Below are 14,445 nucleotides of genomic sequence, written 5' to 3'. Positions count from 1 at the left end.
TATCCTTCGGGAGAGGGGCCGGGGTGGGGTCTCACGGGCGACGAGCCCCTAGGCTAACATCCTATTCATGAGCCGCCGCCACAACCGGATGGCTACTCAGCGGTAGCGGCCGGGCAAAGGCCACATCGGCCAGTGCCTCATCATCCTGCGCCTGCTGCGCCAGCCGGGTGGCCGAGGGCGCGACGCTGGCCGTGCGCACCAGCCGCGACTGCGCAAATAATTCCAGCGTGAACTGCTGCGCGGTGGCCGTGACTTTCAGCGTAGTGCCCGGCTGCACAGCTATCGTAGTGGGCGCAAACGGGAGAATATCAACCTCCACATTCGCTTCAACTCCTTGAAACGTGTAGGTAAACGTGCGCTGCGGGCCGGCCTGATACTGCGCGGCCACCGCGCCGGCACCTAGGACAAAGCGGTAGTCGAGGTATTGAATGGCGGCCGGCAGGCGCGGTGCCAACGTGAGGTGCTGGTGGGGCACATCGGGCCGAATACCCAGGAAATACTGGTACCACACGCGCAGCTGCTCGGCATTGGACCAGGCCTGGAGGTAGGCGCCGGTGAGCTTGGGCCACGCCTGACCGGGGCGGGGGTAAGCGTCGAGGTTTTCGCCGAGGCCGCCTACTACGCCTAGGGTCAACGCCTGGCGGTTGGCGTTGGCGAAGAGCTGGTAAGCGGTTTCGACCTGGCCCGCCTCCAGCATACGCTGTATGGCAATACCGTTGAGCCAGGGCCAGATGGTGCCGCGGTGGTAGGCCGCATCCTTGTGGTAGTCGGGGGCGAGGTGATAGGGGTGAAACTGCGGGTCGTGCTGGTCGAGGGTGGCCACGCCCCAGGGGTACACCAGTGCCTGCCACGTTTTGCGCAGCACTTGCCGCGTAAAGGCGGGGTCGGCCACTAGGTCGAGGGCGAAGAGTTGGTTGGGGCGCAACGTAAAATCGGGGCGGCCCTGCGGGTCGAGCCGGTCAGCTAGGTAGTCGTGGGTGGGCTGGCGGTAGTCTTGGCCAAAGTGCTGTTTGACCTGCTCGGCTAGCTGCGTCCACTTGGCTTGGTTGACGCTGTCGTGCATGTAGGCGGCGAAGTAGGCGCCGGCCAGCAGCTGCTGGTACCACAGCGCTTGTATGTCGTTGGCGCGGGTGCCCCTAGGGGTGTAGGCTACGTGGTGAGCGTCGCGGGCGTCCATCCAGGTTTCGTTGTCTTCGTGCAGCAGGTAGCCCCGGTCATCGACCCAGTTTTGGAGCGCGCCCTCGATGCTGGCCCGCACCGCCGGGTAGAGCTCCCGCCCTAGGTCCAGGTCGCCCGAGTACTGCACGTAAGCGCGCAGGGCAAGCACGAAGCGCGGCGTGCCATCGGTGGTGTGGTAATCAATCTTGCTGGGGTTGACGATGTTGGGCACCCGCCCGTAGTACTTCGAGGCGGGGTCGGTTTGCTGAAACTGCGCGAACGATACCAGCATGCGGCGCGCCGTGGCAAACTGCCCGGTCACGAGCACCGCGCCGGGCAAGGCGATAAACTCATCACGCCCCCAGTACTCGTTAAACCACGGCAGGCCAGCGTAGATGCCGTCGCCCTGCTGCCGCGCCACGAGCTGGTCAGTGGTAATGGCCAGCCAGCGCAGGGCCAGGGTCAGCGCGTCGTTGCTGGCTACCAGGTAGGCGTGGGTTTGCAAAAACTGGCGCAGGCGCTGCTGGCGGGCCAGCTTCAGGGCAGGGCCGTGCTGCTGGCCTTCGCGCACTAGCGCCACGGCTTCGGCCTCATCCTGGCCGCAGGCGATGAAGAAACCCGTACCCGCCGTGGCCACCCGCTCGCCTTGCCGGGTAAGGGCAGCGCCCGGCTGCCTGGGGGCCACCGCCAGCACGAAGTTTCCTTCCTGAGCCGAGAAAAAAGCGATATCGTCTTGCTGGCGCAAAAAGTTTACGCGCTCGCCTTTGAGCTGAATACCGACGGGCTGCGGGGCGCCGCTTAGGTCTACTTCGAGCAGGTTGCGCTCATCAAACAGCCACAGCTCTTCTTGCAACGCCGGGCCGTGCTGGCGCTCCAGCTTGTGCGGATACACCGTGGCGGCGGCCGCTTGGTTGTCGAGCCGCTGGTCGCCCACGTACAGGTCGTAGCCGCCAAACACCCGGTTTTTGGCCACGTTCAGGCCCTCAAACCAGGAGTATTCAGGGTGGTCCGCCGCGTGGGTGGCGGCGCAGTAGTAGGCGGCGGCCTTGTTGGTAAAGGAGGCGATGCGGTTATCCGGGCGGGGCACGGCTATTCGCATCGTTTCTAGTATATCGCGTTGGTCGGGCATGGGTTCCATACGGAACGGGCCAGCATGCGTGCAGCCTGCGGCGTGCAAAGGCAGCACGCCTAAGCCCCAAACAACGGCAGCAAGTGGGCGCCTAGCAGCGCGCCGCAATCCGCAAGTGCAAACGGCCGGTAAGCCGCAGTTTTGAAGCCACTCCGCCAGCCTTTCATTTGGAAGCGCCGTGGCATTAGCTAGCTGGGGCTGATGCCGCTACGCCAGCAGCCGGGCTTGGTGGGCCACGTTGAGGAGGGCCGGCGCATTTTTCAGCGTGGCCAACACCACCTCCTTAGCCGCCTGCTTCAACTCGTCCTTGTTGATGTCGCGGGTTTCGTCGCGTACCAACTCGGTCAGGGCCTGAAAGGTGTGGGCCAGCGCTTTGTGGCGGGGCCGCTCGGCTTGCAGCTCGGCATACACCACATCAAAGTGCGCCCGGATTTTCTTGCGCCGCGCGCGAAACACCGACTCATTGGCCACCTGCGGCTGAATGGCGTCGAGCAGCGCCACCAGCGGCAGCAGCTTGGTGGCCGTGGCCGCCACGGCCCCACCCAGGCGCTGGCGCCGACCTAGGGCGCCAGCACCAGCGGCGTCAATTAACGCGACCTCGGCCGGCAAAGCCTCCGGGGCGGCGTTTTCCAACGAATCGTAAGGAGTAGACTGCATACTGCGCCCGTAGCGTGAGGGTGTGCGGGCTAAGGTAGCAAACACCTTGCCCATCAGGCCGCCCGGCGCAGCAGCACTACTTTACTGCGTGGGCGCAGCCGGCGCTCTTGCCGGCGTGGCGGGGCCGCGGCGGTTGGCAGCGCGGCGCGGGCGGGCCGGGGCCGGGCGCGGAGTGCCGGGCGTACTCATGCCCGGCGCCTGCGGCGCATCGGCACGGTCGGCGCCCACGTTCTTGGTGCCCGACACGGGGGCAGTAGTACCGGTGGCTGGGGCGGCGGGGGTCGTTTGCGCGTGGCTCAGCGGGGCGCAGGTGAGGGCAGCGGCTAGCAGCAGGAGGGTTTTCATAAGCTTCAGGGAGTTAGTTCGGGGAAGCCGTTGATACGCAAGGGGCTGCTCGTAGTTGGCCCGGTTGCCCCTAGGGCAGCTGGCACAGGCCCGGCTAGGCCACGGCCTGCGAGTGCTCGTTTTGCTGCCGCAGGCGGCGGCAGAGCCCGCGCAAGATGTTGCGCAGCACCTCATGGCGCTCTTCCATCAGGTCGTAAAAGTCCTCCTGGTCGAGCCGAAAAACGACCACCGCGCCGCGGGCCGCGGCCGTAGCCGAGCGCGGCGCGGCGTCAAGCATGGCCAGCTCCCCAAAAAAATCGCCGGGGCCGAAGGTGGCCAGGTGGTGGGCGCCGTCGAGGATGGTGACTTCGCCGTGGCATACGATGAAGAGCGACGTACCTAGGGCGCCCTTGGCAAAAATCTCTTGCCCATCGCCATACTTCACCTCCTGCATGATGGGCACAATGGCAGCCAGCACGTTTTCGGGCGTTTCGGCAAACAGGGCGGTGCCTTTCAGCATGAGCACGCGCTCGCGTTCCGAAGCGCAAGCCGGGGCGGTAGGGTCGGGTGCAGCCATGGCAGGGAAGTCCAGGGTAGAAAATTGGGTACAAAGGCGGTCGTAGGCGGACGGCCGCAGCACGGGCAGCTGCCGCAGCACGGCCACCGCGCTCTCGCGCACCAGGGCGCTGGCGGCGTGCAGGTGCGGCACCAAGTGGGCCACCGTGGCCGGCTGCGGGTGCCACCGGCGCAGCGCCACGCCAATGGTCCAGGCCGAAAAAGCCGCCGCGCCCCGGCGCACCACCAGCGCCTCGGCGGGCGCGGCCGTAGCCAGGGGACCTAGCAAGTCGTCGAGCACCTGGGTTTTGCCGGACAGCTGGCCACCATCGAGCAGCGCTTGCAGGGCCCGGTACAAAGGCTGCGGCAGCATCGCCGCCAGCGGCTCAAGGGCTTCGGCCTGGTGCTCGGCGGGCAGGTGCGCCAGCCGCCGCTGGGCCAGCAACAGCGGCGGCTGCTCGTACACTTGCAGCAGCGTGCCCAACAGGCGCTGCCGCCCCTGGTGCACTTCGTAGGCTAGGGCGGCGCGCAGGTCGGCTTTGGCGGCCTGCATGCCGTGCAGCAGGTGCTGGGCCAGACGCAATTCTTCTTCGGCCAGCCGGTGAAATACGTGGCCCTCGGCGGCCGTGCGGGGCAGGCTGCCGAGGGCGCGCAGGCCCGCCGCCCGGCCCGCCAGGTCGGGCCGCTGGGCCAACTCGACCAGCAGCTGCCGGGCGGCCGGGCTACCGATGCGGGCGCACGCCTGCGCCAGGCGATGCAGGGCGGGCTCATCGGCCGCCTGCCCGAGGCCCTCTTGCAGCAGCGGCAAGCTGGCATCGGCGTGCTGCACCAGGGTATCGGCCGCCGTGCGCCACCCGGCCCGTGCGGACCGCCCGTGCCCGGCCAGCAGGGGTGCCAGCGCGGCGCGCGGCGGGGGTGGCGGCGGGCTAGCCGGAGCCAGCGAGTGGGCGGGCTTCCCCAGCGCCCACCCCAGCAGCGGACGCAGCTGCTGGCACAGGTCGGAGAAGGAGCGCCACTTGTTCATCGGGGGTGGGTGGGGAAAGGGATTGTGTAGCGATGGCAACGCGCCCGGCCAACGAGGCGCCTAGGTGCTAGTGCAGGGCGCGCTTCTTGATTAGGCCACCCTTTATATCGCTGATGCTCTGCGTATACACAAATGCCTGCGGGTCTATCCTTCTGATTTCATCGGTCAGCCGCACTACTTCGAGGCGGGTGACAATCGTGAACACGGCCTCCATCTTGAGGTGCTGGGGGCCGTGCGAGCCGAAGCCCTGCGTGCACTCGTACACCGTGGTGCCCCGGTGCAGCTTGTTGACTATCGCATCGCGGATTTCGACGCTGTGAAACGACAGAATCGTGACGCCGGTGTACTCCTCAATGCCAACCAGAATAAAGTCCACCGTTTTGGCCGCCGCCAGGTAGGTCAGCACCGAGTACAGCGCCGTCTCTACCGACAGCAGCCACGCCGCCACCCCGAAGATTACGATATTTATAATCAGCACAATATCCCCGACCGAGGCCGGCAACAGCCGGCTCAGGTACACGGCCAGGATTTCGGTGCCGTCGAGCACGCCCCCGCCGCGCATGGCCAGCCCCACCCCCGCCCCCAGGCAAAAACCCCCGAACACGGCAATCAGCAGCTTATCGTGCGTGAGGGGCGGCAGCTCTACCACCAGCAGCGCCCCGGCCAGCGCCAGAATAGTGAGCAACGTTTTGCCCGCAAACCGGGGCCCGAGCTGATAGTAGCCCAGCCCGATAAACGGAATGTTAATCACCAGAATAAGCACCGAAAGCGGCACGCCCGTGAGCTGGCTCACCAGCAAGGCAATGCCCGTGACGCCCCCGTCGATAAAGCCATTGGGCAGCAAAAACCCTTTGAGCCCCAGCGCCGCCACAAACACCCCCAGCAGCAGCAGCGCGGCCTGGGCCACGCCCTGGCGCACCCCCGGCGGGGCCAGCCCGGCGAGTAGGCCCGGCGCCTTGGCGGCAAGAGAAGTAGCGGGCATTTTTATTTAAATGTACCTACTATTTCTTGAATATTTATAAATATAAATTTATAAACTCTCTCATCATCCGCCGCGCCACGATGGCTTGTCTCAGTTCCTTGCCCTGGTTACATTGGTCCCGAAGATTTAAGTAGGATGCGGGGCTTGCCCCGCCCAGCGTCTGCCCCGGCCTCCTGAGTGGTTCATGGACGCGAACGCCGGGCGGGGGCAAGCCCCACACCCTGCTTCGTGACGAGCATAGCATAGCACCCCCAGGCCGCACAGGTATCGAGCGCCTAGGGCAAACGGCCAGCCTATTTTAGCTAGGCCGTTTGCCCTAGGCAAGGCCAGACCTTACAGCAGGGCAGCTGCATCAGTCAATCGTCACCGGCTTCCCAGTCAGCGCCAGGTCGGCTTTCAGAACTTTCCCAGCCGCTACGGCCGCCACCAGCGGCTGCCCGCCGCCCGCAAACACTTGTACTTTACCCGCCGCCTCTACGCGCTTGGTCTGCGCATCGAGCCGCGAGAGCTGGCGCGGCGTGAGCGTGAACGCGACCGTTTGCCGGGCACCCGGCGCTAGGTTGATGCGGCGAAAGCCTTCCAGCGCGTGCCGCGCCACGCGGCCCGTAGCGCCGGGGTGCCGCACGTAGAGCTGCACGACCTCATCGCCGGCCCGCGCACCGGTGTTTTGCACGTCCACGCTCACGCGTACGGGCTGGCCGGTGGCCATTTTCGACAGCACCTTCAAGTTACTGTATTTGAAGGTCGTGTAGCTCAGGCCGTGGCCGAACGGAAACAACGGCTCGCCGGTGAAGTAGCGGTAGGTGCGGCCGGTCATGCTGTAGTCGTCAAAGACCGGCAGCTGGGTTTCTGACTTGTAGAACGTAACCGGCAGGCGGCCGGCCGGGTTGTAGTCGCCGAAGAGCACGTCGGCCAGCGCGGTGCCGGCGGCCTGGCCGCCGTACCAGCTGTTGACGATGGCCGGCAGGTGCTCGGCCTCCCAGGGCGTGGCGAGGGCGCTGCCCGTCATCAGGGCCAAAATCACAGGTTTACCACTGCTGTGCAATACTTTAAGCAAGTCAGATTGTACCTGAGGCAGGCCGATGGTGGTGCGGTCGCCGCCGCTGAAACCAGGCACTTTCACGTTCATTTCCTCGCCTTCGAGCTTGGGCGAAATACCGCCGACCATCACGATGGCGTCGGCGTCCTTCACCTGGGCCAGGATGTTGGCCGCGTTCATCGTCACCACTTTCGCGCCGGCGAATTTGAGGATGGTGCGGCGGTCGGTTTGCAGGTATTCCAGCCGCAGATTCAGCTTTTGGCCGGCCGTGGTGCGCAGCACGTGCTGGTTGGTCGAAAAGCCGCGCCCCTTCCAGGCGTCAATCACTAGTTTATCGTCCACAAACAGCCGGTAGCCGTCGTCGCCGTTGATTTGTAAAGCCAACTCCTCGGTCTTTTCAGGGGTGAAAACCGCCTGGTAACGCGCCGAGAAATTCTCGGCGGGCAGGCCGGGCGCCACTTCCATTTTCACGTTGGCGAGGTAGCGGTCAAGGCCGGCTTCCTGGCGGGTGGCCACGGGCGAGCCCCCTAGGTCGATACCTTTAAAATATTCGGCCTGAAAGCCGGGTTTTCCATTGAAGGTCAGCTGCTTGTTGAGGTCAAGCGGCTCGTACACGGTGTTGCTGGCGTAGTCCACGCCTTGCAGGTACACCACTTCGGTACCCTTGCCCACCTTGGCCCGGATGCCTTCGAGCGGCGTCACGATGTCGGTCGGGAAGCCGTTGTAGTTGCCGAGCTGCACGCTTTCGTTGTCAGCATTGGGACCTAGGACCACGATTTTCTTAAGGTCTTTGCGCAGCGGCAAGGTGTTCTTTTCATTCTTGAGTAGCACCACCGACTCGCGGGCCATCTTGAGGGCGTGAGCCTGGTGCGGCGTGCTCTCCACCACGCTCAGCGGAATCCGGGCGTATTTCACGCGCTCCACCGGGTCGAACATGCCCAGCTGGAAGCGGATTTTATAGAGCCGCTTCACCGACGTATCGAGCTGCTGCTCGCTGATGAGCTTCTTCTGCACCGATTCCAGCAGTGAGTTATAGGTAAAGAGCTTACCGGTCGCGCACTCAATATCAGTGCCGTGCAGCACGGCATTGGCGGCGGCGGTAGCCGCGTCGGGGTCAGTTTTGTGGTGCTGCCAGAAGTCGTTGATGCCGTCGCAGTCCGAGGTCACGTAGCCCTTGAAGTTCCACTTCTTGTACAAGATGTTGGTCATCAAGATGTCGCTGCCGCAGCAGGGCTGGCCAGCGTAGGCGTTGTAGGCGCACATCACGCCGGCCACTTTCGCATCCACGATGAGGTCGCGGAAGGCCGGCAAGTACGTGTCCCACAGGTCGTAGTCGCTGATTTGGGCGTTGTACTCGTGGCGCGACGACTCCGGCCCGCTGTGCACGGCGAAGTGCTTGGCGCAGGCCGTGATTTTCAGGTACTTCGGGTCGTCGCCCTGAAAGCCTTTCACCAGCGCCGAGCCCAGCTGCCCGGTCAGGTACGGGTCTTCGCCGTAGGTTTCCTGCCCCCGCCCCCACCTAGGGTCGCGGAAGATGTTGATATTCGGCGTCCAGAAGGTAAGCCCCTGGTAAATACCGCGTTCGCCGCGCCGCACGTATTCCTGGTGCACCGCCCGCGCCTCATCGGAGGTGATGGTGGCCATGCGCAGCATCGCGTCCTGGTCAAACGTGGCCGCCATGCCAATGGCCTGCGGGAAAACCGTGGTTTTCATACTGGTGCGGGCCACGCCGTGCAGGGCCTCGTTCCACCAGTTGTAGGCCGGAATGCCCAGCCGGTCGATGGCCGGCGAGGCGTTCAGCATCTGCGACACCTTTTCGGCCAGCGTGAGGCGGCCCACCAGGTCATCGACCCGCTGGTCGAGGGGCAGGTCGGGGTTTTGGAAAGGGTAGTCGGCCCTAGGTGCCGAAACAACGGCGGGCAGCGCGGGTGGGCGCAGGGCGCTGGGGGCAGTGAGCAGGCCCAGGCCGAGGAGCAGGAAAAAGGTCTTCATGGGTGGGGAAGCAGCGTGATAAATCAGTAAAAAACGTTTGTCATGCTGAACGCAGCGAAGCATGACGGCCACTAGCAAACTGCCTGCTAGCGCTTGCCTAGACTGCCGTGCACCGGCTGAGCATTGCCTTTGCCAGCCGCATCGGTGGGCAGCCCTAGGTAGGTGGCGGGCAGTGGGCCGGCGCTCACTACCAGCTTTTCGAGCACCACGCCGGAGTCCACGCGCCAGAATTTGAGCACGTGCGCGCCAGCCGCCGCCACGGTGTGCTGCGAGGTTTTCAGGATGATATTCTCGGCCACCGCCCTTTCCCAGGGTCTGTTGCCATTATCGGGGTTGAGCCCGGTGTGCAGGTTGATAATCTGCGGTGCCTCATCGTCGAGCGACACGGCGTAGCGTAGGCCGGTGGTATTGGTAAAGTCAAGGGTCGGCGCGAGGTAGGCGCTCACCGTCACGGGACCAGCCTGGGGCAGCGTGATGCGATACTCCAAGTGCGGGCTGTTGCCACCCGGCGCCGCCGTGGGCGCGGCCGTTACCGGGAAGGCCGTAACGGCCCCCGCCGTGCGCCCTAGGTCGGGCAGCCGCTGCCAGGTGATGGGGCCGGCGTTTATAGCCTGGGTGTAGTGCTCGGCATCGAGCGAAACGTAAGCGGCTTCAGCAGCGGCAGGCTTCGGCGCGGCGGCCGGGGCCGTAGTGCCAGCGGGCAGCGTCACTACTTCCGGCATTTTATCCACTTCCGGCTGCTGCCAGTAGGTGTAGCCGATGTGCGTCTGGTCCATCATGTGGTTCCATTTGCCGCCGGCCAGGGCGTGGTAGCGCCGCTTTATCTCCGCGTCTTTGGCGTACAATGCTTTTGCTTTTTCAGCCAAGGCATTGGTAGTAGGCTGGCCCGTTTTGGCGGCTTCATGGTTTTGGGCTACGGTGTAGTATAGCTCGTTGAGGTTGGCGCAGGCCTGCACCGGGTGCAACACCAGTTCAAAGTAGGCGTCGCGGTCGGCGGCGGGCAGCTTTTGGTCGATGGCCTCGGCGCGGGCCAGTAGTTGATTGTACTCGGCCACTACGCTGGCCCACTCGCCGGAGGCCAGATTGTAGGTGTTGGCGTCAAGTAGCTCGGGCTTGCGGCGGCTGTTGTACTTGGCGTATTTGGCCAGGATGTCGGCAATATCGGCCGCGTACTTCGGGCCGAATTGCTGGCTGGCCCAGCGCTGGGTGTAGGCAGCCACGCCGTCGGCGGGCAGCGCGTCGGGATTCCAGGCGTAGTTAAGGAAGAACGAAATCGGCAGCTCCATCGGCTTGAGGTCACCCACGTTCACCACCCAAATCTGGTTGGCGCCGTACTCGTGGGCCAGGTGCATCTGCTCCCAGATGCGCGGCAGCGGGTTCGTGTTCAGCCACTTGTAATTGCGCGGGCCGCCCACGTAGTCGAAGTGGTAGTAGATGCCGTAGCCGCCCTTGCGGGGCGCGTCGCCGAGCTTAGGTAGCTTGCGCAGGTTGCCCCAGTTGTCGTCGCAGAGCAGCAAGGTCACGTCGTCGGGCACACGCATGCCCTTGTCGTAGTAGTCCTGCACTTCCTTGTAGAGGGCCCACACCTGCGGGGTTTGGTCGGCGGGCCGGTGGGTTTCTTCGGCCAGGATACCGCGCTGGTCGGCCACTATTTTTTCGAGCAGCTTGATATTGCTGCCCTCGCTCATGGGCTCGTCGCCATCGCCGCGCATCCCGATGGTCACGATGCTTTCGTGGGTACCCATGTTCTTGATACCCTGCCGCCAGAATTCTTGCAGCATGGGCGCATTGGTCTGGTAGTTCCAAGGGCCTTTGCCGTAGCGTTTCCACTCCTGCTGGGCGCGCTGCATGGGCTCGTGGTGCGAGGTGCCCATCACGATGCCGTAAGTGTCGGCCAGCTCGGGGCTGCGCTTGTCGTCATCATTGAAGGCATTGCCCCACATGGCCGGCCACAGGTAATTGCCTTTTAATCGGAGGATTAGCTCAAAGACGTGCTCGTACATCTTGGAGTTGATGCCGCCGAATTTCTCCTTGGCCCAGCCGCTGAGCGCGGGCGCCTCATCGTTGAGGAAGATGCCGCGGTACTTCACCTGGGGGGCGCCCAGGGTGTGGCGGCCGGCGGCTACGTAGAGGCTTTTTTGGGTCGGCGTGGGCACGTCGGCCCACCAGTACCAGGGCGACACGCCCATTTGCTCCGACAGGTCATACAACCCGTAGATGGTGCCGCGCTTGTCGGAGCCCGCCACTACCAGCGCCCGCGCCACGCCCGGCAGCGGGTTATCAATCGTCTGCACCACAAACGTTTCCCAGCGCCCGGCTAGGTTGCTCACATCAAGCTTACCGGCCTGCACCAGCTTGTCAATCAACGGGCTGTGCCCGAGGGTGCCCACCAGCACCACAGGCTCCTTACTCGCAGCGGGCGCGTCGGTCAGCAGCTGCGGCTCGCGGCCGGTCACGCGCTTGATGTCGGCTTGCACGTCGCGCATGGTGCGCAGCACGCCCGGCCAGTCGCTCTCGCTGGCGTAGAGCGCGGCGGCCTTGCCGCCGGCCACCAGCGGAAAGCTGCCGGTCGCTTTTTTGGCCGAGATGTAGTGCTCGGAGAGCGGGGCGGGTACTTGCTGCGCGTCGGCCAAGGCGGGCGACAATAGTAGCAGGGCGAGGGAAAGGCGGGAGAGGATAAGGCGCATGGGGTTCAACTGTATTAGCTGCTTTGAAAGTTGGCCGGGGTAACAAAACGCCTGTCATTGCGAGCGCAGCGAAGCAATCGCATCAGGACGGGCCATTCGGGTTCCGTTCGGGTGCGATTGCTTCGCTGCGCTCGCAATGACAGCTGGTTTAAAGCGGTTTCAACTTCTTGGCCACTAAAACTTCACGACCTCCTCGTAAGCCTGCTTGGGCTTAAAGTTCTCGTCAAACAGCAGCGGGTGGTTCTTGCGCCCCGCCACCGGATAAGTATCGAGCCACGAATAATGGTCGGAAATATTCCAAAATGTAACGCCCGTCAGGTACTTCTTCTCGTCGCGGAACACCTTGAAAAACATCTTGTACTGCGCTGCCTGCTTGGCTTGCATTTCGGGCGTATAGGCGTCCGACTCGTCGGGGCGCTTGGCACGGCGGTCCTTTTCCCAGGGGTACACGGACACGTCGAGTTCGGTCACCTGCACCTTAAGACCTAGGGAGCCGAAGCGCTCGATGGTGGTGCGCAGCTCTTGCTCGGTGGGCTCGACCAGCGACCAGTGCCCCTGCAAGCCCACCGCGTCGATGGGCACGTTGGCATCCTTTAGCTTCTTGAGCAGCTTGTAGATACGCTCCATTTTTTCGGGGCGCTCGGTGTTGTAGTCATTGTAGAATAGCACCGCCTTGGGGTCGGCAGCGTGGGCGTAGCGGAAGGCTTCGGCAATGAAGTCCTCGCCGCAGATTTTATACCAGTCCGAGTCACGCAAAAACTCGTTGGGGTTGTCGGCGATGGCTTCGTTCACCACGTCCCAGGCGTAGATTTTGCCTTTGTAGCGCTTCACCACCATGTCGATGTGGTCATGCAAGCGCTTGAGCAATAATGCTTTGCTTACCTGGCTGCCGTCGGCGTTCTTAAAAAGCCACTTCGGCGTTTGCTCGTGCCAGCAGAGGTTGTGGCCGCGCACCTTCAGTTTGTGCGCCTGAGCAAAGTCCACGACGGCATCGGCCGGACCCCAGTTCCAGCGGTTTTCCTCGGGGTGAATCGGCCCCATCTTCATGTCGTTCTCCGGCGTCAGGCTGTTGAACTGCTGCAAGATGAGCGCCGCCTCAGCGGGGTTTTGCAAGGCGCGCGGCGACACAGCCACGCCAATGGGGAAGTAGCTTTTGTAGTAGTCCTTGAGGCCCTTTTGGGCGGGTGGGCGCTGGCTACTGCTCAGAGCCAAGCTGCCCAGCAGCAGAGCACCTAGGGCAAGGCGGGTAGGATTCATAAACTAGCTGGAAAGAAATAAGAGGAAAAGAAAACGTCCGTCACGCTTGAGCTTATCAGAGCATCTAGCTCGTCTGGCAGCCAACCTTTGAGGTCAGCACGCCACGCGAGATACTTCGACAAGCTCAGCGTGACGGACGTTGGGGTCAGCTGTTACTTAGCTATTTCTAAGCTAATTAGGGCTTAGATGTACTGGTTGATAATGCTTTCCAGCCACTCCTGCTTGCCGCTGCGGGGGGTAGGCTCACCCGACTCGTGCGCGATTTTGCGCAGGTCTTCCAGCGTGAGGCCGCCCTTGGCGAACTCAGCACCCTGGCCGGCATCAAACGAAGCGTAGCGGTCGGTGCGGAATTTCTTGTAAGCCGACTTCTCCAGAATAGCCGCCGCCGTTACCAGCGCCCGCGCAAACGTGTCCATACCCGCGATGTGGGCCACGAAAATATCCTCTAGGTCCGTCGAGTTGCGGCGCGTCTTGGCGTCGAAGTTGATGCCGCCCGGCTTGATGGCGCCGTGCTCCAGAATGATGAGCATCGACTCGGTCAACTCGTTCAGGTTGTTGGGGAACTGGTCGGTGTCCCAGCCGTTCTGGTTGTCGCCGCGGTTAGCGTCGATGCTACCCAGCAGGTTGGCGTCGGCGGCCACTTGCAGCTCGTGCTGGAAGGTGTGACCGGCCAGCGTGGCGTGGTTCACTTCCAGGTTCAGCATGAAGTCATTCTCCAGGCCATGCTCCTTGAGGAAGCCGATTACCGTGGCCGCGTCGAAGTCGTACTGGTGCTTGGTGGGCTCGGCCGGCTTGGGCTCGATGAAGAACTTGCCGGTGAAGCCCTGCTTGCGGGCGTAGTCGCGGGCGATGGTCAGGAACTGACCTAGGTGCGCCTGCTCACGCTTCATGTCCGTGTTGAGCAAGGTCATGTAGCCCTCGCGGCCACCCCAGAAAGTGTAGCCCTCACCGCCCAGCGCAATAGTCGCGTCGATGGCGTTTTTCACCTGCGTGCCGGCGTAGGCCACCACTGCGAAGTCGGGGTTGGTGCTGGCGCCGTTCATATAGCGCGGGTGCGAAAACACGTTGGCCGTGCCCCACAGCAGCTTCACGCCGCTTTCCTGCTGGTGCTGCTTGAGGTAGTCTACTACCGTAGCCAGGTTGCTCTCGTACTCGCTCAGCGACGAGCCTTCGTCTACCAAGTCAATGTCGTGGAAGCAATAGTAGGGCGTGCCGAGCTTGGTGAAGAACTCAAACGCGGCATCAGCCTTGTCCTTGGCGCGGCCCACGATGTCGCCTTTCGCGTCCCAGGCAAACTCCTTGGTACCAGGACCAAACGGGTCACCGCCCGTGCCTACAAACGTGTGCCAGTAAGCCGTGGCGAAGCGCAAATGCTCCTTCATGGTCTTGCCAGCTACCACGCGATTCTCATCGTACCATTTGAAAGCCATGTGGTTATCGGAGTCGCGGCCTTCGTACTTAATCTTGTCAATGCCTTTAAAAAATTCCTGGTTAGCCATGTGTTGGGAGGATTGGGGGTAAAGAGAGGTAGTAAAGAGGTAGTCACCCGAGGGGCGCGTTGCCCCTAACCTTTGCTTCAAAAAAAGAGAAAGCCGGCGTTGGGTCGCAGCGCCTAAAACTAAGGCTACGCTCCTATTTTTT

The 14,445-nt window shown here is 63.2% G+C and carries 9 protein-coding genes; all 9 read right to left on the bottom strand.

The window, feature by feature from the left end; genetic code table 11:
* Positions 1-61 precede the first annotated feature (61 nt).
* The 9 genes from ACFSDX_RS02480 to xylA all read right to left on the bottom strand — a co-directional run bounded on the left by ACFSDX_RS02480 (position 62) and on the right by xylA (position 14,303).
* On the bottom strand, positions 62-2,287 hold the full coding sequence (locus ACFSDX_RS02480; protein ID WP_382311619.1) for an amylo-alpha-1,6-glucosidase: 2,226 nt from the start codon (positions 2,285-2,287) through the stop codon (positions 62-64).
* A gap of 207 nt (positions 2,288-2,494) precedes the next feature.
* A complete protein-coding gene (locus tag ACFSDX_RS02475; RefSeq protein WP_382311618.1) occupies positions 2,495-2,944 on the bottom strand; it encodes a hypothetical protein in 450 nt (149 codons plus the stop codon).
* 81 nt (positions 2,945-3,025) lie between these two features.
* Entirely contained in the window at positions 3,026-3,289 is a 264-nt protein-coding gene (locus tag ACFSDX_RS02470; RefSeq protein WP_382311617.1) for a hypothetical protein, read from the bottom strand.
* Between the two features lie 94 nt (positions 3,290-3,383).
* A complete protein-coding gene (locus ACFSDX_RS02465) occupies positions 3,384-4,847 on the bottom strand; it encodes a cyclic nucleotide-binding domain-containing protein (protein ID WP_382311616.1) in 1,464 nt (487 codons plus the stop codon).
* A 67-nt stretch (positions 4,848-4,914) separates the two neighbouring features.
* The gene (locus ACFSDX_RS02460) at positions 4,915-5,829 is read right to left on the bottom strand and encodes a YitT family protein (RefSeq protein WP_382311615.1); all 915 of its coding nucleotides are present in this window, start codon (positions 5,827-5,829) and stop codon (positions 4,915-4,917) included.
* A gap of 352 nt (positions 5,830-6,181) precedes the next feature.
* On the bottom strand, positions 6,182-8,860 hold the full coding sequence (locus ACFSDX_RS02455; protein WP_382311614.1) for a glycoside hydrolase family 3 C-terminal domain-containing protein: 2,679 nt from the start codon (positions 8,858-8,860) through the stop codon (positions 6,182-6,184).
* Between the two features lie 86 nt (positions 8,861-8,946).
* Entirely contained in the window at positions 8,947-11,547 is a 2,601-nt protein-coding gene (locus tag ACFSDX_RS02450) for a glycosyl hydrolase 115 family protein (protein WP_382311613.1), read from the bottom strand.
* Positions 11,548-11,721: 174 nt separating this feature from the next.
* Positions 11,722-12,804, bottom strand: coding sequence for an endo-1,4-beta-xylanase (locus ACFSDX_RS02445; RefSeq protein ID WP_382311612.1), 1,083 nt, complete (start codon positions 12,802-12,804; stop codon positions 11,722-11,724).
* Positions 12,805-12,986: 182 nt separating this feature from the next.
* Entirely contained in the window at positions 12,987-14,303 is a 1,317-nt protein-coding gene (gene xylA / locus ACFSDX_RS02440) for a xylose isomerase (protein WP_382311611.1), read from the bottom strand.
* Positions 14,304-14,445 lie beyond the last annotated feature (142 nt).

The organism is Hymenobacter bucti (genome assembly GCF_042681145.1).
Classification (GTDB): Bacteria; Bacteroidota; Bacteroidia; order Cytophagales; family Hymenobacteraceae; genus Hymenobacter; species Hymenobacter bucti.
This window is presented reverse-complemented; position numbering and strand designations above follow the sequence as displayed.